Genomic DNA, 17,986 nt, shown 5'->3' on the forward strand with positions numbered 1-17,986 from the left:
TCACGCAGCCACGGGCCGGTCAGCGACCGAATTACCGGGCCGGGCCGTAGGCCTCCGGGGCTCCGTTGGCGGTGGTGAAGAGGGAATAGACGGAGGTGGTCGCGGTGAGGAACAGGCGGTTGCGCTTCGGGCCGCCCCAGGTCAGGTTGCTGACGGTCTCGGGGACCAGGAGCTTGCCGAGCAGCGTGCCGTCGGAGTGGTAGACGTGGACACCGTCCGCGGCCGAGGCCCAGATCCGGCCCTGGGTGTCGAGGCGGATGCCGTCGAAGATGCCGTTGCCGCACTCGGCGAACAACTCGCCGCCGCTCAGCTTGTCGCCGTCGACGGTGAAGACGCGGATCGTCGCCTCCTCCGAGTCGGTGATGTAGAGCAACGACTCGTCCAGCGAGAACGCGAGCCCGTTCGGCCGGTTGAAGTCGTCGGCGACGCGGGTCAGCGCACCGTCCGGCGAGATCCGGTACACGTGGCAGCCGCCGGTCTCGATCGCGCCCTTGTACCCCTCGTAGTCGCTGTCGATCCCGTACGCCGGGTCGGTGAACCAGACCGATCCGTCGCGCTTCACCACCACGTCGTTCGGGCTGTTCAGCCGCTTCCCGTCGTACTCGTGGGCGAGCACGGTGATGCCGCCGTGGTGCTCGGTCCTGGTCACGCGCCGGTTGCCGTGCTCGCAGCTCACCAGCCGGCCCTCGGTGTCGCGGGTGTGGCCGTTGGTGTTGCCGGCCGGGTGCCGGAACACCGACACCTGGTACGACGTCTCGTCCCAGCGCAGGATGCGGTCGTTCGGGATGTCGCTCCAGAGCAGGTACCGGCCCGCGGCGGAGTACACCGGGCCCTCGACCCAGCGGCCGCCGGTCCACAGCCGTTCGAGCCGGCTGTCACCGCGGATCCCGGCGAACCGGTCGTCCAGCTTCTCCCAGACGGCCGGTGCGGTCCCTGCCAACGGCTCGAGAATTCCCGTCATCACGACTCCTCGCGAACTCGGCTGCAAACGCTCGCCGACGAGCCTAAGCGGTCGCGGCGCGGTTCGCTCCCGGCTGTCCACAGGCGGTCGTCAGCCACGACCACACCGACGTGGTCGCGGTGATGAACAGGCGGTTGCCCTTCGGGCCGCCGAAGGTCAGGTTGGAGACGATGTCCGGCAGCAGCAGCTTGCCGATCAAGGTGCCGTCCGGGGCGAAGCAGTGCACTCCTTCGTGGGTCGCTGCCCAGACCCGGCCGGCGCTGTCCAGCCGGATCCCGTCGAACATCCCGGCCTCGCACGGCGCGAACACCTCGCCGCCGGTCAGCTTGCCGCCGTCGACGCCGAACCGCCGGATGTGCTTCGCGGGCGTGTCCACGACGTACAGCTGGGACTCGTCGTTCGAGAACGCCAGCCCGTTCGGCCGGACGAAGTCGTCGGCGACGACGCTCAGCGCGCCGTCCGGGTCGATCCGGTAGACGTGGCACCCGTCGATCTCCTGCTCGGCGGCGTGCCCCTCGTAGCTCGAGGTGATCCCGTACGGCGGGTCGGTGAACCAGATCGAGCCGTCGCTGCGCTCGACCACGTCGTTCGGGCTGTTCAGCCGCCGGCTCGACCCACCGCTGTCCAGGTGGGACGCGAGGACGGTGAGACTGCCGTCGTGTTCGGTCCGGACGACGCGGCGGTCGCCCTGCGAGCAGCTGATCAGCCGCCCGGTGCGGTCGATGGTGTTGCCGTTGACGTACCCGGACGGTTGCCGGAACACGCTGACCTGGCCGGACAGCTCGTCCCAGCGGAGCATCCGGTCGTTCGGGATGTCGCTGAACACCAGGCAGCGCCAGGCCGGTGAGTACGCCGGGCCTTCGAGCCAGCGGCCGCCGTCGTACAGGCATTCGAGGTACTCGTCGCCCGCGACGGTCCGGAACCGCTCGTCGAGGACGACCAGCTCGGCCCGGAGCCGCGGCGGCGCGGCGTTGATCGTGACAGTCATATTCTGAATGTAGTCTTGCCAGTGACCATCTGAACAGAACGAGGTTTGGTTTGTGACCCATATGACCATAGATGATGTGGATCGCGGCCTGCTCGCCGCGCTGCAGGAGGACGCCGGGCAGTCGTACGCCGCGCTCGGGCAGGCCGTCGGGCTGTCGGCCGGGTCCGCCCACGAACGGGTCCGGAAACTCAAGGCGGCCGGCGTGATCCGGCGGACGACGGTCGACGTCGACCCGGCCGCGCTCGGCGCGGGCGTGCTCGCGTTCGTGCTGCTCGAGGCGGATGCCTGGATGGGCGACTCCCGCGAGGCGCTGCTGGCCGTCCCGGCGGTCGAGGAGGCGCACATCATCGCGGGGCCCGCGTCGGTGCTGGTGAAGGTGCGGACGAGGAGCACCGAGGACCTGCAGGCCACGCTGCGCGCGCTCCACGGGGTAGAAGGCGTGACCAGCACACAGACAGTCGTCGTACTGGAGTCGTTCTTCGAGCGGCAACCCGCCGTGGTGTGAGGAACGCCCTGTCTCCTTCGGCGGCCGGTTGACCCTAGACTCGGGCCACCGAAGGGAGTCAGCTGTGACCGACAGCAAGCAGATCACCAAGGTGCTGGTCGCCAACCGGGGCGAGATCGCCGTCCGGGTCGTCCGGGCCGCCGCCGACGCGGGGCTCGGCAGTGTCGCCCTGTACGCCGACCAGGACCGCGACGCGCTGTTCGTCCGGCTCGCCGACGAGGCGTACGCGCTGGACGGGTCGACACCGGCCGACTCCTACCTGAACATCGGCAAGATCCTCGACGTGGCCGCCCGCTCCGGCGCCGACGCCGTGCACCCGGGCTACGGGTTCCTGGCCGAGAACGCGGAGTTCGCGCAGGCCGTGATCGACGCCGGCCTGATCTGGATCGGTCCGCCGCCGTCGGCGATCGACTCGCTCGGCGACAAGGTCAAGGCGCGGCACATCGCGGAGAAGGTCGGCGCGCCGCAGGTGCCCGGGACGCCGGACCCGGTGGCGGGCGCCGACGAGGTCGTCGCGTTCGCGGAGCAGTACGGTCTGCCGATCGCGATCAAGGCGGCGTACGGCGGTGGCGGCCGCGGCATGAAGGTCGCGCGGACGCTGGACGAGGTCCCCGAGCTGTTCGAATCGGCGACCCGCGAGGCGGTCAGCGCGTTCGGGCGCGGCGAGTGCTTCGTCGAGCGCTACCTGGACAAGCCGCGGCACGTCGAGACCCAGTGCCTGGCCGATGCCCACGGCAACGTTGTCGTGGTGTCGACGCGGGACTGCTCGCTGCAGCGCCGCTACCAGAAGCTCGTCGAGGAGGCCCCGGCGCCGTTCCTGTCCGACGAGCAGCTGGAGATCCTGTATTCGTCGTCGAAGAAGATCCTCCGCGAGGCCGGTTACGTCGGCGCCGGGACGTGCGAGTTCCTGGTCGGGCAGGACGGGATGATCTCGTTCCTCGAGGTGAACACCCGGCTGCAGGTCGAGCACCCGGTGTCCGAGGAGGTCACCGGCCTGGACCTGGTCCGGGAGATGTTCCGGATCGCGCAGGGCGAGGAGCTCGGGTACGACGACCCGGTCGTGTCCGGCCACTCGATCGAGTTCCGGATCAACGCCGAGGACGGCGGGCGCGGGTTCCTGCCGGCTCCCGGGACGCTGACCCGGTGGCACGCGCCGTCCGGTCCGGGCGTGCGTCTCGACGGCGGGTACGACCAGGGCGAGACCGTGCCCGGCGCGTTCGACTCGCTGGTCGCGAAGCTGATCGTCACCGGCCGGGACCGCACGCAGGCGCTGGAGCGGTCGCGGCGGGCGCTGCGTGAGTTCGTCGTCGAGGGCATGCCGACCGTGATCCCGTTCCACGCGTCGGTCGTGTCCGACCCGGCGTTCGTCGGCACCGACGGGTTCAAGGTCCACACCCGGTGGATCGAGACCGAGTACGACAACCAGCTCACGCCGTACGAGGGCCCGACCGCCGAGCCGCCGGCCGACGCCGAGCGCGAGAAGGTGACCGTCGAGGTCGGCGGCAAGCGGCTCGAGGTCGTTCTCCCCGCCGGACTCGGCGCGCTCGGTGCGACCACGGCCGCCGCCGGGTCGAAGAAGAAGCCGGCGCGACGGGCGGGCGGTACGAAGAACTCGGCCGCGTCCGGCGACTCGCTGACGTCGCCGATGCAGGGCACGATCGTCAAGATCGCCGTCGAGGAAGGCGCCACGGTCGCCGAGGGCGACCTGATCGTCGTCCTCGAGGCGATGAAGATGGAGCAGCCCCTCAACGCCCACAAGTCCGGCACCGTCACCGGCCTGTCCGCCGAGGTCGGCGCCACCGTCACCGCCGGCGCGGCCATCTGCGAGATCAAGGACTGACCCGTGCCCGCGACGCCCGGACCCGTGCCGGTGATCGACGCCGTCGTCTTCGACTGCGAGGATCCGGACGGGCTCGGGCAGTTCTGGCAGGCACTGCTCGGCGGCGAGCTGCGCCCTGACCAGCACGGCGTCACCGAACTGCACGGCGGCCGGGTGCGCCTGGACTTCGCCCAGGTCCCCGAAGGCAAACAGGTCCGCAAGAACCGCCTCCACATGGACCTCTACGTCCCACCCGACCGCAAGGACGAGGCCGTAGCCCGGGCCCTGCACCTGGGCGCCACCCTCGCCGACGACATCTACGACGGCGACCTCTGGCAGGTCATGCGAGACCCCGAAGGCAACGAATTCTGCTTCGTCTGGGGCGCCGGCAGCCCCTGAAGCCGCTGCTGGACCTGGCCGGTCGGCTCTTCTCCCGGGTTCGGGCGCAGGATTGACAGACAGTTCTCAGGTTTTCGCTGTAGGTTCCCTCCAGGCGTTTCGGTGAGGAGGGTTACTGCATGTCCAAGAAGACCCATCAGCAGCAGCTGGCGGCGCGGAAGGCACAGCGGCAGGCCGAGCGGGAGGCCGAGCGGCGGCGGCAGCGGCGGAACCTGGGGATCAGCGTGACCGGGATCGTGCTGGTGGTCGCGGTCCTCGTCGGGGTCTTCGTGGTGTTCGGGTGGGGTGGCGACGACGAGCCGGCCGCGACGCCGTCGGTCGCGCCGGAGAACAAGCCGGCCAGTATCCCGACCGCGATGGCGGCGGCGCCGAAGCGTGCGACGCCGCTCCCGGCCGAGGTGAGCTGCACGTACAAGAAGACCGGTGAGGCCGCCGCCAAGACGGTCAATCCGCCGGCCGACGGGAAGACCAAGTCGTCCGGGACGTCGAAGGTCAGCCTGAACACGTCGATCGGCGACCTGCAGCTCACGCTGGACAGCGCGCTGGCGCCGTGCACCGTGAAGAACTTCCTCAGCCTGGTCGGGCAGAAGTACTTCGACAACACCAAGTGCCACCGGCTGACGGTCGGCGAGGGTCTGCAGGTGCTGCAGTGCGGCGACCCGACCGGGACCGGATCGGGCGGACCCGGGTACAGCTTCGCGGACGAGGTGTATCCGACGCTGAAGTACGGCCGCGGCATCCTCGCGATGGCGAACTCCGGGGCGAACACGAACGGGAGCCAGTTCTTCATCGTGTACGGCGATGCGTCGGGGTTGACGCCGCAGTACACGGCGTTCGGGACGATCGACGAGGCGAGCCTGAAGCTGATCGACAAGGTCGCTGAGGCCGGGGTCATCCCGCAGAACGGGCCGCAGGACGGGACGCCGGTCACCCCGGTCGACATCAAGTCGGCAACCGCGGCTGCCTGAGGTACAGAACACGGCGGGCCCTCCTGGATCCAGGAGGGCCCGCCGTTCGTTTCGGATGGTCAGGCGAGAAGGTGGTACTGCGAGCGGGGCCACGCGAGGAGGGCGTGGATCTGGGTGATGCCGGACTGCTGGAGGAGTTCTACCGAACCCTCGTGGAACTTGTAGAGGTTCGTGGCGGGGTCCCGGGTGGTGTTCCAGTTGTAGTCGGCGTAGGACTGCATCGCCTGGCGGTAGCGCGGGTCGGGGGCGACCGAGTCCAGGATCAGCAGGTTCTTGAACCAGATCGAGTTGAACGCGGCGCCGTTCTTCGCGAGGATCTCCGGCGTGTTGTAGAACGCCAGCGACGCGTTCGCGACCGACTTCGCGTCGCGCAGGTAGCGGGCGTCACCCGTTGCCTTGAACAACAGCACGCCGGCGCCGAGCATCACGCCCTGGTTGTAGCTCCACTGCGTCTTCTCGATGTTGCCGGCCAGGTCGATGTGGTCCCAGTACAGCCCGTTCGGCGCGAGCATGCAGGTCTGCGCCCACTGGTACATCCGCTGCGCCCAGGTCAGGTACGACTTGTCCCGCGTCAGCAGGTACAGGTGCGCCCCGAGCTCGGCGCCCGGACCGTTCGACACCGTGTTGCGATCCTGGCTCCACGGCGCCTGGGTCCAGTAGACGCCGCCGGCGCACGGGTGCGTCGGGTCGGTGTCCCACCCGTGGACGACGAGCGCGAAGATGTCCTTGGCGCGAGCGAGTGCAGCGCGGTCACCAGTCCGCTTGAACCGCTGGATCAGGTTCAGCCCGATCCACTCGTTGTCGTCGTAGAACTTGTCCCCGCCCTGACCGTTCGGCGGCCGGACGTAGGAGTCGTACCCGGTCGGCGTCGTCCCGGCGTTCCAGTAGAACTCGTACGCCGCCAGCCGCCGGTCGGCCTCCGCGGAACCCGCGCGGCCCGCGCCCGGCACGCCCGCCAGGTTCTCGGCCGCGATCGCGGCCTGCGAGTACGGCCAGACGTACGAGTACGGGTTCGATCCGGTCCTCGGGTAGTCCTCGAGCAACAGCCCCTTGCCGGCGTCGAAGTACGTGTTGATCGCGTCGTACGACGCGCGCGCCCGGGCGGCGGCGGCCGGGTCGGTTCCGGCCGCCTCACCGGCGCTGGCCGTGGCCACGGTCAGTGAGCCGAGGACGGCGACCGCGAGCACTCCGGCGGCCAGCCTGGTTGATATACCAATTTTCCTGCGCATCGAACTGCTCCTCCTGGCGGTGATTGACAGCGATGTCACGTTCTAACCGGCGCACGGACACCCCGTCAATGCCTCAGCCACCACGGCTTCCGGAAGGTTAGTTGGTATATCAAGAAGTGCGAGCCGGGAAGCTGATCCAGGCGGACCGCAGATGCAGCCGGATCCGGACCTGGTCGGCCGTCAGAATCCGTTTTCCGCGCGATCCGGCGGCCTCGACCGTGAGCGCCCGCCCGCCGCCCGGGCCGACGCCGGTGCGCTTCAGGACGCGGACGTACCGGATCGCCCCGACGTCGAACACTGCCTGCAGCTCGGCCGCCGTCCGGGTCACGGTCCAGGTCACGTTCGGATTCCCGTTCTTCGGGTACGCGTCCCAGCCGTCCGCCTTCGTCACCTGGTACGGCACGTCGCCCGCCGCCGTCGCGCCGCCGTTCGACGAGGAGAACTCCGCGATGATCGGCTTGCCCTTGTACAGCCGGACCTGCCCGGCGGTCGCCGCGATCGCCGTGTTGGTCGACGTCTCCTCCGAGTCGTACCCGCCGTACACCTGGCAGGACGTCGTGTCGCACAAGTCATACGCTTTCCGGGCCGCCCGGGCGCGGTGGAAGACCGAATAGGTGCGCGCGGCAACAGACTGTGCCTGGAGCGCGGCCGGCCGCCAGCTCGACACCGACTCCCGGGGAACGACGCCGCGCAGGTAGTGCTCGAGCGGCAGCACGTTGACCGTGTCCAGGTGCGTGCCGGACACGTCGATCGCCCGCAGTGCACCGCGATACCGGCGGACGGCGCCGCTGGGCAGCACCAGCCCGATCACGGCCGCGCCCTCGAACTGCGCCATCCCGGAGAACGTCTTGTAGAGCGTCCATCTCCGGGTCTTCGCGTCGTACGAGCTGAGCTTCGTGCCGTGCTCGCCGTTCGGGTCGATCGACCACTGGTTGCGCGTCGAGGCTCTGGGCAACGGATAGACCTTGCCGGTGGCCAGCGACCGGACGGCCAGGCCGCTGACCGCGCCGACCCGGACGCCGTCGGTGGTGTCGGCGCCGATCCGGACCCGGATGCTGCCGGTCGCCTTCCCGGTGGTCGTTCCGGGGTAGTAGAAGTCGAGGATCTGCCGCGCGGACCTGCCGGCCAGCGCGGCGCCCTGTGCGCCGTACTGCGACAGCCCGCGACCATGCCCGAAGCCGCGACCCATGATGGTCGTGTCCGGCGCCGCCTCCGGCACGACCTCGCGCGCCTGCGCGGTCGTGCTGATCACTGTGGACGAAAGAACGACGGCCGCGATCGCGCGTTTCCTCACGATTCCCTCCCGTAGACAAGACGAACCTGCCGGTCACGCCGGTCCCAGACGAGCCACCCGCGCTGGAACTTCTGCCGTGCGCCGCCCGGGACCTGGTACGCCTCGGTGATCGGCAGTCCGAGCCGCGCACTGCCGGCCCCGAGCCGCCGGAACCGGGTCCGGAACGCGCCCGCCGTGGAATGCGGGCCGGTGGCAACCGAATCGAAGACGTCGCGGGTCGCGAAGTAGGTCGCCCGGCCGGTCCGCGTCGGATGCTCGCCCCAGAACGGCTGTCCGATGTTCCGGAACCCGAGTTTCCGCGCGAACGCATAGATCGGGGTGCTGAAACTCCCGCCCATCAAGGTGTTCACGCGCTGCTTCAGCCGGCCGAGCTGCTGGTACAGCTGGGTTCCCGGACACGCGGTCGCCTTCGTGTCGCGGTGTCCGGAAACCGTGTGCAGGCGGTTTCCGTCGAGCACGACGGTGGCCAGCGGCGAGCGGTAGTTGGCGTCCAGTTTCCAGGCGATCACGCGTGCCGTGGACTCCAGCATCGCCGCCGGCGGCGCGGTCTGCTCGAAGTTGCCGATCACCGCGACGCCGAACGAGTTCGCGTTGTACGACGCCGTGTGCGCGCCGAGCACCGGCAGCTGGGCACCGCCGTACCGGCCCTCGAAGACCCGGCCGAAGCGGTCGACGAGGAAGTTGTACCCGAGGTCGCACCAGCCGCGGCTCTTCACGTGGTAGGCGTACATCGCCCGGACCATCGCCGGAACCTGCGTGCGGGTGTAGTCGTTGCGGTCGGCCGTGTGGTGGACGAACGCCGCCAGCACCGTCGTCGTGTACTTCGGCCGCACACACGAGGCTCCGTTGTACGCACGCAGCCGCTCGTCGGCACCCCAGCGCTTCCGGCTGACCATCAACGGCATCGGGTACGGCGCCTTGCCGGCCGCCGCCTCGACTCCCCCGGCGTCGTCCTCGGAATCGGAGCTCAGCACCCCGGGCTGGATCAGCACCACCTTGGCGCCGGGCACGGTGCCCGCGCCGGTGACGGCGCTCGCCTGCACGCCGGTCGCGGTGCCGACCCACAACGGTTCGGTGCCGCCGCGCTCAATTCCTTCGGGTGCCGATGGATCCGGCCCGTGGTCGTCCTCGACGTGCAACGTCTGCCAGTCGGTCCACTTGCCGTCCTGTTCGACCCGGACCTTCGCCGTGACGTCCCGGGTGCCGGCGGGCCAGGTGATCCCGACCATTCCGTAGGGCTCGGTCTCCGCCCGGACGGACGGACCGTCCAGCGGAATCTCCCAGTAGGACCGGGACGGCGGATTCCCGTGCGGCGGCGGGATCAGCGCGGCCGCGGTCAGCACCAGCGGCAGCAGTCGCGCGGTCGTGCGCATGGCGGAGTTGCCCATCTGTGGCCTTCCGGCGGGGGTAGGACAGTCGCTGGGCGGCGCGACTTCGATTATGCGCCGCCGGTGACCGCTTTCCGGGGATTCGATCACCCTGCGTGGCGTCTTGAGGGGTTGGATAGGCTCTCCCCAAAGAGCCCCCGAGAAGAGGCCCGACATGGAATTCATCCTGCTCATCGCTGTCGTGGTGATCGCGGTCCTGGCGTATCGCTCGTACCGCCGGACCCAGCTGCAGTCCAAGAAGCAGCACGAGATCACCGCTGCTGAACTCGAGGCGGTCAAGCGGACCGCGGACGAGGACATCACCCGCTTCGGCGAAGAGCTGCAGGACCTCGACCTGGAGATGGTCGGCAAGGACCTCGGCGACGGCGCGCGGCAGGACTACCAGCGCGCGCTGGACTCCTACGAGTCCGCCAAGCAGGCGATCGGCCAGGTCACCCAGGCCGACCAGATCAAGCACGTGGTCGAGATCCTCGAGGACGGCCGGTACGCCGCGGCCTGCGTGAAGGCCCGCGTGGCCGGCGAGCCGCTGCCGCAGCGCCGCCCGGCCTGCTTCTTCAACCCGCAGCACGGGCCGTCGGTGGTCGACGTGATGTGGTCGCCGCCGGGCGGCGCCCCGCGCGAGGTGCCGGCCTGTGCGGCCGACGCCGAGCGGGTCCGCGCCGGCGCCGAGCCGGACGTCCGCAAGGTCATGGTCGGCCCGCAGCGGGTTCCGTACTGGGAGGCCGGCCCGGCCTACTCGCCGTACGCGCAGGGGCTGTTCGGCGGTGTCGGCGGCGTGCTGACCGGCATGTTCATCGGCACGGCGCTCGGCGGCATGTTCGCCGGCGGCGGGTACGGCGACTACGCGGCCGGTTACGAGGACGGGATGTCCGACGGCGGCGGCGACATGGGCGGAGACGGCGGTGACGGCGGCGGCGACTTCAACCCGTTCGACGGCGGCGGTGACGGCGGCGGCTTCGATTTCGGCGGCGGGGACTTCGGCGGCGACTTCTAGAACACCCAGGACGAGGCCCCGGTGACCAGCTGGTCACCGGGGCCTCGTTCTGCTCTCACTCGCCGAACAGCGGGGCGTTCCCCTCGGCGGTGTTCAGGAAGTAGACCGGGTCCTTGAAGTCGCCGGGCACCTTGCCCAGCCCCTTGATCACGGTCGAGGCGCCGTTGGCGTGACCAACGGCGTACAGGTACGCCGAACCGCTGTCCTTGTCGACCGCCGCGAGCAGTGTGCTCTGCGCGCCGCACTTCTCCGCGACCAGGTACTCGAAGCCCTGCCACGTCGACGTGCGGACCTTCTTCACGACCGGCTGCCCGCTGACCGGGATGTGGATCGTGTACAGCGCGCCGCCGTTCGTGGTGGCCAGGAAGGTGTCGTACGTCGCCGTCTCGCTGATCAGCGCCATCGTCTTCACCGACGAGTACCCCGGCCAGCGCATCACCTTCGCCACGTTGCCGGAATAGACATACCGGTAGAGCACTCCGTCGCCGCGCAGCCGATACTCGGCGCTGCGGTCGGTCTTGCCCCAGTACCACGAGGACTCGATCGCCTTGTAGCCGATGTACCCGACGCCGCGGGACTTCAGCGAGGTGAACGGCTTGCCGGCGGCGTCCACGCCGTACGAGCCGGCGTACAGCGTTCCGCTCACGATCACGTCGCCGTACACCGTGTAGTCCGCGCCGACGCCGAGCGAGTTGGTCCAGGTGGACGCGAGCTTCGCAAGGCCCGGCGAGAACATGTGCGGACCGGTCGACCGCCTGACGGTGGCGGGCGACGTCGCGGTGACTGAAGCGTTGGCCATGTCACCGGCGGCCGTGATCGAGCCGAGGTTGATCGAGCAGGCCGCGGTCGCGGCGGTCGTCGCAGTGGTCGCCGCGGTCGCCGTACCGGCCGGTGCCGCGGCCAGCCCGCCGAGCAGAAGGGCTGAGGCCGTGACAGCAGAAGCCCGGTTGAATTTCATCGACATGCCTTTCGTGGGTTGTCACTCGCCGAACAGCGGTGCGTTTCCTTCGTAGGTGCTGAGGTAGTAGACGGGGTCGGTGAAGGTCCCGGGCACCTTGCCCAGGCCCTTGATGACGGTCGAGGTGCCGTTCGCGTGGCTGACGGCGTAGAGGTACGCCGCGCCCGTGTCCTTGTCGATCGCGGTCAGCAGCGTGCTCTGGCTGCCGCACTTGTCGGCGACCAGGTGCTCGAAGCCCTGCCAGGTCGAGGTGCGCACCTGCTTCACGACCGGCTTCATCGGCGTCGCCGCCGGGATGCGGATGGTGTAGAGCGCGCCGCCGCGGGTGTTCGCGAGGAACGTGTCGTACGTCGCGGTCTCGCTGATCAGGGTCATCGTCTTCACGGCGGAGAAGCCCGGGTACGAGCTGACCTTGCGGAAACCGTCGGTCCAGCGGAACAGCACGCCGTCGTTGCGCAGACCGTAGACCGCGCCGCGGAAGGTCTTGCCCCAGTAGAACGACTCCTCGACCGCGGTGAAGTTGCCCCACCCGCCGCCGATCTTGTTCAGCGTGTTGATCGTCGAGCCGTCGGTGTCCTGGCCGTACGCCGCGTAGTACAGCGACGAGTTCAGGACGACGTACCCGGCGTCGCGGTAGCCGACCGGGTTCAGGACCGTGTAGGTCCAGGTCGAGCTGATCTTGGCGATGCCGGGGGTGAACAGGTGCTTGCCCGTCGTGCGCTTGGCGGTCGGCGGGGTGGTGGCGGTGACGGTCGTGTCGGCGAGGTCGCCGCCGCTGGTGATGGAGCCGACGGGCATCTGGCAGGCGGCGGTGGTCCCGGTCGGACCCGTGACTGTCGCACGCGCGGGCGCCATCGCCAGCCCGCCGACCAGAAGGGTGGTGGCTGCCGCGACCGCGGAAGCTCGGTTCAGTTTCATCGGAAGTCCTCTCCGGGGACGTTATTCGCCGTTGCGCGGCGCCGCGTCGTCGCGACGCCACAGCGAGACGACCGGGTCCTTGAAGGTGGCCGGGATCTTCCCGAGGCCCTGGATCACGGTCGAGGTGCCGTTCGCGTGGCCGACGGCGTACAGGTAGCCGGTGCCGGTGTCCTTGTCGATTGCCGTGAGCAACGTGCTCTGGGTGCCGCAGCGCTCGGCGACGAGGGTCTCGAAGCCCTGCCAGGTGCCGCCGCGGACCTTCTTGACGGTCGGCTGCAGCCGGGTGTCGGCCGGGATCCGGATGGTGTACAGCGCGCCGCCGCGGGTGGTGGCGAGGAACGTGTCGTACGTCCTGGTCTCGCTGATCAGCGTCATCGCCTTCACCGCGCCGAAGCCGGTGTACTGGCGGACGTTCTTCCAGCTCGTCCAGCGGAACAGCACGCCGTCGTTCCGCAGCCCGTACCGCGCGATCCGGGTCGCCGGCGAGCCGTACGTCGCCTGCTCGAACATCGTGAACCTGTCCCAGCCGCCGCCGACCAGGTTGTTGTACGCGTACAGCTCGCCGGTCATCTCGTCGTACCCCCACGAGACCTGGTAGAGCCGCGACCCGAGCACGACGTACGCATCATTGGAGCCCGCATCCCACCGCCAGGTCGAACTCACCTTCGCCGCCCCCGGCGAGAACAGCTGCGGCCCCACGACGGTCTTGGCGGCCGGCGGAGTCCCCGCGGTGATCGTCGTGTTGGGTGCGTCCCCACCACCGGTCACCGACTCGACCTGCATCGAACACGCACCAGCCGACACCGCACCAACCGTCGCACCAGGCGCGACGCTAGCCAGCGACCCCACCAGCACACCGACCACGGAAAGTCGTCTCAGGTAACTGATCACACCCCACACGATGCAGCCAACAACACCGAAGTTGCGTCCCGCTTCCCCACAATTCGCACCACGGCGGCATACGTGGACGACTGCCTCATCGAACCGAAGGGGCACCGCACGCCGGACCGGCTCCTCCGAAGCGGCGACGTGAACGCAAACCGCGCAGCCGCGGTGTGGCTCGCCACGCTTGCGGACACCAGGGGCGCGTTCCGGGAGGAGGCGCTGCGGAAGCGCGCCGAACAGGATCCCCGGCGCCGGTTGGTGTCACGCCGAAGAAATGATCCAACCTTGCCGTGTTGACGGACGGTCCGGCGCTCAGGCGAATCACGGCGGGAAGACGGCCACGTTCTCCAAGAGCGTAACCACGGCACGCAGCCCGTGTCGCCTGATGCATTTGTCCGCGCCACAGTCCCGTGGCGCACGTCCTGCGCCTTGGCAGGAACTCTGGACAAGCCTGTAACCCAACCTCGCCAGTCGGTCACCGCCAGACCAACTTGACCAGAGACCAAGTCAAGTTAAAATTCTTTGTTCTTTGTTCTTTGTTCTTTGTTCTTTGTTCTTTGTTCTTTGTTCTTTGTTCTTTGTTCTTTGTTCTTTGTTCTTTGTTCTTTGTTCTTTAGACCCAGTTCCCCGGTTTCTCAGTTCCTGCGTGGTCAGTTTCTGAGGTGGAGGCGGCGGGCGGCTTCGGCGATCGAGCCGGAGATGGAGGGGTAGACGGTGAAGGACTGGGCTACCTGGTCGACGGTGAGGCGGGCTCCTACGGCCAGGGAGATGGGGTGGATGAGTTCGCTGGCGCGCGGGGCCACCACGACGCCGCCTACGACGATGCCGGTGTTGGGGAGGCAGAAGAGTTTCACGAAGCCGTCGCGGACGCCCTGCATCTTGGCGCGGGCGTTGTCGGCCAGCGGGACCTTGACGACCAGAGCGGTGCTGCCGCCGGCGTCGACGACCGCCTGGGACAGGCCGACGGTGGCGATCTCGGGCGCGGTGAAGACGTTCGCCGATACCGTTGACTGGTCCAACGGCGTGACGGCGTCGCCGAGCGCGTGCGCCATCGCGATCCGGCCCTGCATGGCGGCCACCGACGCGAGCATCAGGACGCCGGTGCAGTCGCCGGCCGCGTAGACGCCGCGGGCGGTGGTCCGCGACACCCGGTCGACCTGGACGAACCCGCCGTCGGTCAGCGACACGCCCGACTCGACCAGGTTCATGTCGTCGGTGTTCGGCAGCGACCCGACCGCGAGCAGCGCGTGCGACCCCTCGACCGTCCGGCCGTCGGTCAGCGTCACCACGACCCCGTCGCCCTGCCGCTTGACCGACTCGGCCCGCGACTTGCTCAGCACGGTCAGCCCGCGCCGCTTGAAGACGTCCTCCAGGACCGCTGCCGCGTCAGCATCCTCGCCCGGCAGCACCCGGTCCCGCGACGACACCAGGACGACGTCGCTGCCGAGCGCGTCGTACGCGCTGGCGAACTCGGCACCGGTCACCCCCGACCCGACGACGATCAGCCGCTCGGGCAGTTCGGACAGCTCGTAGACCTGCTCCCAGTTCAGGATCCGCTCGCCGTCCGGCTCGGAGCCCTTCAGCACGCGAGGCCTTGCACCAGTGGCGATCAGCACCACGTCGGCGTCCAGCCGCTCGTCGCCGACGACCACCGTCTCCGGCCCGTCCAGCCGCCCGCGACCCTGGATCACCCGCACCTTGTCCCGGTCCAGCCGCCGGCTGATCCCCGAGGACTGGGCGGCGGCCAGCGCCTTGACCCGTTGGTTGACGACGGAGAGATCGACACGCACGGAGTTCGCCGGATCGTCGTCGCCGTCGTCCAGCCGGACCCCGAGCTCGCCGGCCTCCTCCACCTCGGTCATCACCTCCGCGGTGGCGATCAGGGTTTTGCTCGGTACGCAGTCGGTGAGCACGGCGGAACCGCCGATCCCGTCGGAATCGACGACCGTCACCTCCCCGCCCAGCTGGGCGGCCGCACTGGCCGCTTCGTACCCGCCTGGACCGCCTCCGATGATCACAACTCGCGCCACGGGAGGCCATTCTTCCGTATCCTCTGATTCCGTGACCCTGTACGCCGCGTTTGCGTCGAATCTGGACCCGAACCTGATGGCCGAGCGGTGCCCGTACTCGCCCCTGCGCGGGACCGGCTGGATCACCGGCTGGCGCCTCACCTTCGGCGGCGAGGAGCTCGGCTGGGAGGGGGCGATGGCGACCGTGGTCGAGGACCCGGCCGACGCCACCAACCAGGTCTTCGTGGCGCTGTACGACATCCACCCCAAGGACGTCGAGCGGCTCGACGAGTGGGAGTGGATCGACCAGGGCGTCTACCGCAAGATCCAGGTCCGGGTGCAGACCCTCGACGGCGAGCAGCTGGCCTGGATGTACGTGCTGAACGCCTACGAGGGCGGCCTGCCCTCGGCCCGCTACCTGGGCATCCTGGCCGAGGCCGCCGAGGCCGCCGGTGCCCCCGACGACTACGTGGCCGACCTCCGCGCGCGCCCCTGCCAGTCCGCCGGGCATTAGCTATCGTGCGGTGGTGACCGATGATCTGAAGGCCGCCGCCGAAGCCTGGCTGAGCGAGGACCCCGACCCCGACACGCGCGCCGAGCTGCGGCAGCTCCTGGACGCCGGTGACACCGCGGAGCTGGCCGACCGGTTCGCCGGCACCCTGGAGTTCGGTACGGCGGGCCTGCGCGGCGCCGTCGGCGCGGGACCGAACCGGATGAACCGGGTCGTGGTGATCCGCGCCGCCGCCGGACTCGCGGCGTACCTGAAGGCGAAGGGGCTGACCGACGGCCCGGTCCTGATCGGGTACGACGCCCGCCACAAGTCCGACGTGTTCGCCCAGGACACCGCGGCCGTGATCCGGGGCGCCGGCCTGGACGCCGTACTGCTCGACCGGCCGGCTCCGACGCCGGTCGTCGCGTTCGGGATCAGGCACCTGCACGCGGTCGCCGGCGTGGTCGTGACCGCGTCCCACAACCCGCCGCAGGACAACGGCTACAAGGTCTACCTGGGTGACGGGTCGCAGATCGTGCCGCCGGCCGACGCCGAGATCGCGGCCGCCATCGCCGCGGTCGGCCCGTTGGCCGGCGTGCCGCGGGGCGACGACTGGCAGACGGCCGGGGACGACCTGCTGAACGCGTACCTGGACCGGATCGCGGAGCTGGTGCCGGCCGATGCGCCCCGGGACCTGAACGTCGCCTACACGCCGCTGCACGGCGTCGGGCGCGCCCTGGTCGAGGCGGCCGTCGCCCGCGCCGGGTTCGCCGTACCGCAGGTGGTCGCGTCGCAGGCCGACCCGGACCCGGACTTCCCCACCGTCTCGTTCCCGAACCCGGAGGAGCCGGGCGCGATCGACGCGGCCCTGGACCTGGCCCGCGCGATGAACGCGGACATCGCGGTCGCGAACGACCCGGACGCGGACCGCTGCGCGGTGGCGGTCCCGGACGCGCTCGGCTGGCGGATGCTGCGCGGCGACGAGCTCGGCGCACTGCTCGGCGAGTTCCTGCTGGCACCGAGCCAGAACCACAGCCCGGACGGCGTGGCGGCCTGCTCGATCGTGTCGTCGTCGCTGCTCGGCAAGATCGCCGCGTCGTACGGCGTCCGGTACGTCGAGACGCTGACCGGGTTCAAGTGGATCGGGCGGGTGCCGGACCTGGTGTTCGGCTACGAGGAGGCGCTCGGGTACTGCGTGGACCCGGCGGCGGTGAAGGACAAGGACGGCGTGTCGACGCTGGTCCGGGTGCTGCAGCTGGCGGCGCAGGCGAAGGCGGCGGGACGCACGCTGGTCGACCTGCTGGACGATCTCGCGGTGAAGCACGGGCTGCACGCGACGGACCAGCTGTCGGTGCGGGTCGAGGACCTGTCGCTGATCGCGCGGGCGATGGACCGGCTGCGCGCGACACCGCCGACGACGCTCGGGTACTACACCGTCGAGCGGATCGACGACCTGAGCCAGGGGTCGGAGTCGCTGCCCCCGACGGACGGGCTGCGGTACACGCTGTCCGACGGCGCACGCGTGGTCGTGCGCCCGTCGGGTACGGAGCCGAAGCTGAAGTGCTACCTCGAGGTGGTCGTCCCGGTCGTGTCGGACGTCACCACGGCACGCACCCAGGCGGCGACCGCGTTGGCAGCCGTCAAATCGGATCTGGCTGCCGCTGCGGGCATCTAGCCGCGGAACACCTGGCGGGTGGTTCCGGAGCTCAGCGGGCAGCCGCGGCTGCTTCGGCCTGCTCGGCGTGCAAGGAGCTCTGCAGCGAGGAGTGCAGGATGCGGAGCGTGCTGGTGGACTGCATCAGCGCGTCCCGCTCGTCCGGGTTCCGGCCGGCCAGGGCGGTGATGTCGTTGATGGCGGCGTCGATCCGGGCGATCCGGTCGGCGACCGAGCCCTCCTGGCTGCTGGCCCGGCGGATCGCCTCGGACGTGACCGTCCAGACGTCCTCCTTGTCGTTGGTACGCCGGGACATGTCCACCATCTGGCTCAGCGCGGCGAGGTCGTGGTCGACCTGGGTGCGCTCCACCGGGGCGGTGATGCCCGCGGTCGCCTGGCGCAGCCGGGTGACGTGCCCGGACAGCTCCGACCAGGTGCTCCGACCGCTCTTGATCTTGTCCAGCACCTTCGCGTACTCGGTGTTGAACTCGTCGTAGTTCACTGTGACTCCTGCCGTTCGAGACTCG

17 protein-coding genes are annotated in these 17,986 nt (G+C 69.7%); 7 read left to right on the forward strand and 10 right to left on the reverse strand.

Going from position 1 to position 17,986, the window contains the following annotated elements; all coding sequences use genetic code 11:
* Positions 1–31: 31 nt before the first annotated feature.
* Entirely contained in the window at positions 32–961 is a 930-nt protein-coding gene (locus tag ABZW60_RS03645; protein WP_355473654.1) for an SMP-30/gluconolactonase/LRE family protein, read from the reverse strand.
* A gap of 43 nt (positions 962–1,004) precedes the next feature.
* On the reverse strand, positions 1,005–1,949 hold the full coding sequence (locus ABZW60_RS03650) for an SMP-30/gluconolactonase/LRE family protein (RefSeq protein WP_355473656.1): 945 nt from the start codon (positions 1,947–1,949) through the stop codon (positions 1,005–1,007).
* A gap of 61 nt (positions 1,950–2,010) precedes the next feature.
* Between ABZW60_RS03650 and ABZW60_RS03655 the strand changes: the two genes are divergently transcribed.
* The 4 genes from ABZW60_RS03655 (at position 2,011) to ABZW60_RS03670 (ending at position 5,640) form a co-directional block, all read left to right on the forward strand.
* Positions 2,011–2,454 carry an Lrp/AsnC family transcriptional regulator gene (locus ABZW60_RS03655; protein ID WP_355473658.1) on the forward strand — a complete coding sequence of 148 codons (444 nt, stop codon included), beginning with the start codon at positions 2,011–2,013 and terminating at the stop codon, positions 2,452–2,454.
* Positions 2,455–2,518: 64 nt separating this feature from the next.
* Positions 2,519–4,294, forward strand: coding sequence for a biotin carboxylase N-terminal domain-containing protein (locus ABZW60_RS03660; RefSeq protein ID WP_355473660.1), 1,776 nt, complete (start codon positions 2,519–2,521; stop codon positions 4,292–4,294).
* 3 nt (positions 4,295–4,297) lie between these two features.
* On the forward strand, positions 4,298–4,672 hold the full coding sequence (locus ABZW60_RS03665) for a VOC family protein (RefSeq protein ID WP_355473662.1): 375 nt from the start codon (positions 4,298–4,300) through the stop codon (positions 4,670–4,672).
* A gap of 119 nt (positions 4,673–4,791) precedes the next feature.
* On the forward strand, positions 4,792–5,640 hold the full coding sequence (locus tag ABZW60_RS03670; RefSeq protein ID WP_355473663.1) for a peptidylprolyl isomerase: 849 nt from the start codon (positions 4,792–4,794) through the stop codon (positions 5,638–5,640).
* A gap of 59 nt (positions 5,641–5,699) precedes the next feature.
* Here ABZW60_RS03670 and ABZW60_RS03675 read toward each other — a convergent pair whose 3' ends face one another.
* From ABZW60_RS03675 to ABZW60_RS03685, 3 genes are all read right to left on the reverse strand, one after another.
* The gene (locus ABZW60_RS03675) at positions 5,700–6,869 is read right to left on the reverse strand and encodes a glycoside hydrolase family 76 protein (RefSeq protein ID WP_355473665.1); all 1,170 of its coding nucleotides are present in this window, start codon (positions 6,867–6,869) and stop codon (positions 5,700–5,702) included.
* Between the two features lie 109 nt (positions 6,870–6,978).
* The gene (locus tag ABZW60_RS03680) at positions 6,979–8,163 is read right to left on the reverse strand and encodes a SpoIID/LytB domain-containing protein (RefSeq protein WP_355473667.1); all 1,185 of its coding nucleotides are present in this window, start codon (positions 8,161–8,163) and stop codon (positions 6,979–6,981) included.
* A complete protein-coding gene (locus ABZW60_RS03685; RefSeq protein ID WP_355473669.1) occupies positions 8,160–9,551 on the reverse strand; it encodes a peptidoglycan recognition protein in 1,392 nt (463 codons plus the stop codon). The genes ABZW60_RS03680 and ABZW60_RS03685 overlap by 4 nt, the downstream gene beginning before the upstream one ends.
* A gap of 154 nt (positions 9,552–9,705) precedes the next feature.
* Between ABZW60_RS03685 and ABZW60_RS03690 the strand changes: the two genes are divergently transcribed.
* The gene (locus ABZW60_RS03690) at positions 9,706–10,545 is read left to right on the forward strand and encodes a hypothetical protein (protein WP_355473671.1); all 840 of its coding nucleotides are present in this window, start codon (positions 9,706–9,708) and stop codon (positions 10,543–10,545) included.
* Positions 10,546–10,600: 55 nt separating this feature from the next.
* Here ABZW60_RS03690 and ABZW60_RS03695 read toward each other — a convergent pair whose 3' ends face one another.
* The 4 genes from ABZW60_RS03695 to ABZW60_RS03710 form a co-directional block, all read right to left on the reverse strand.
* Entirely contained in the window at positions 10,601–11,503 is a 903-nt protein-coding gene (locus tag ABZW60_RS03695) for a hypothetical protein (protein ID WP_355473673.1), read from the reverse strand.
* A gap of 21 nt (positions 11,504–11,524) precedes the next feature.
* On the reverse strand, positions 11,525–12,421 hold the full coding sequence (locus ABZW60_RS03700) for a hypothetical protein (RefSeq protein ID WP_355473674.1): 897 nt from the start codon (positions 12,419–12,421) through the stop codon (positions 11,525–11,527).
* Positions 12,422–12,442: 21 nt separating this feature from the next.
* On the reverse strand, positions 12,443–13,204 hold the full coding sequence (locus tag ABZW60_RS03705) for a hypothetical protein (protein ID WP_355473676.1): 762 nt from the start codon (positions 13,202–13,204) through the stop codon (positions 12,443–12,445).
* A gap of 752 nt (positions 13,205–13,956) precedes the next feature.
* On the reverse strand, positions 13,957–15,336 hold the full coding sequence (locus ABZW60_RS03710) for an NAD(P)H-quinone dehydrogenase (RefSeq protein WP_355473678.1): 1,380 nt from the start codon (positions 15,334–15,336) through the stop codon (positions 13,957–13,959).
* Positions 15,337–15,367: 31 nt separating this feature from the next.
* Here ABZW60_RS03710 and ABZW60_RS03715 point away from each other — a divergent pair, with 31 nt between their 5' ends.
* Together ABZW60_RS03715 and ABZW60_RS03720 are read left to right on the forward strand one after the other, a co-directional pair.
* Complete coding sequence (locus ABZW60_RS03715) at positions 15,368–15,829, forward strand: gamma-glutamylcyclotransferase (protein WP_355473680.1); 462 nt, start codon at positions 15,368–15,370, stop codon at positions 15,827–15,829.
* Positions 15,830–15,842: 13 nt separating this feature from the next.
* Positions 15,843–17,480: a phospho-sugar mutase gene (locus ABZW60_RS03720; protein WP_355473681.1), complete on the forward strand. Its 1,638-nt coding sequence runs from the start codon at positions 15,843–15,845 to the stop codon at positions 17,478–17,480.
* 31 nt (positions 17,481–17,511) lie between these two features.
* Here ABZW60_RS03720 and ABZW60_RS03725 read toward each other — a convergent pair whose 3' ends face one another.
* Positions 17,512–17,961: a hypothetical protein gene (locus ABZW60_RS03725; protein ID WP_355473683.1), complete on the reverse strand. Its 450-nt coding sequence runs from the start codon at positions 17,959–17,961 to the stop codon at positions 17,512–17,514.
* Positions 17,962–17,986: the final 25 nt, after the last annotated feature.

The sequence above is a fragment of the Kribbella sp. NPDC003557 genome, assembly GCF_040610805.1.
Lineage (GTDB): Bacteria > Actinomycetota > Actinomycetes > Propionibacteriales > Kribbellaceae > Kribbella.

Excerpts from the sequence above, each read along its gene's own strand:
- ABZW60_RS03645 (WP_355473654.1), bottom strand. The coding sequence starts at position 961 with ATGACGGGAATTCTCGAGCCGTTGGCAGGGACCGCACCGGCCGTCTGG.
- ABZW60_RS03650 (WP_355473656.1), bottom strand. The coding sequence starts at position 1,949 with ATGACTGTCACGATCAACGCCGCGCCGCCGCGGCTCCGGGCCGAGCTG.
- ABZW60_RS03655 (WP_355473658.1), top strand. The coding sequence starts at position 2,011 with ATGACCATAGATGATGTGGATCGCGGCCTGCTCGCCGCGCTGCAGGAG.
- ABZW60_RS03670 (WP_355473663.1), top strand. The coding sequence starts at position 4,792 with ATGTCCAAGAAGACCCATCAGCAGCAGCTGGCGGCGCGGAAGGCACAG.
- ABZW60_RS03675 (WP_355473665.1), bottom strand. The coding sequence starts at position 6,869 with ATGCGCAGGAAAATTGGTATATCAACCAGGCTGGCCGCCGGAGTGCTC.
- ABZW60_RS03685 (WP_355473669.1), bottom strand. The coding sequence starts at position 9,551 with ATGGGCAACTCCGCCATGCGCACGACCGCGCGACTGCTGCCGCTGGTG.
- ABZW60_RS03690 (WP_355473671.1), top strand. The coding sequence starts at position 9,706 with ATGGAATTCATCCTGCTCATCGCTGTCGTGGTGATCGCGGTCCTGGCG.
- ABZW60_RS03695 (WP_355473673.1), bottom strand. The coding sequence starts at position 11,503 with ATGAAATTCAACCGGGCTTCTGCTGTCACGGCCTCAGCCCTTCTGCTC.
- ABZW60_RS03700 (WP_355473674.1), bottom strand. The coding sequence starts at position 12,421 with ATGAAACTGAACCGAGCTTCCGCGGTCGCGGCAGCCACCACCCTTCTG.
- ABZW60_RS03705 (WP_355473676.1), bottom strand. The coding sequence starts at position 13,204 with ATGCAGGTCGAGTCGGTGACCGGTGGTGGGGACGCACCCAACACGACG.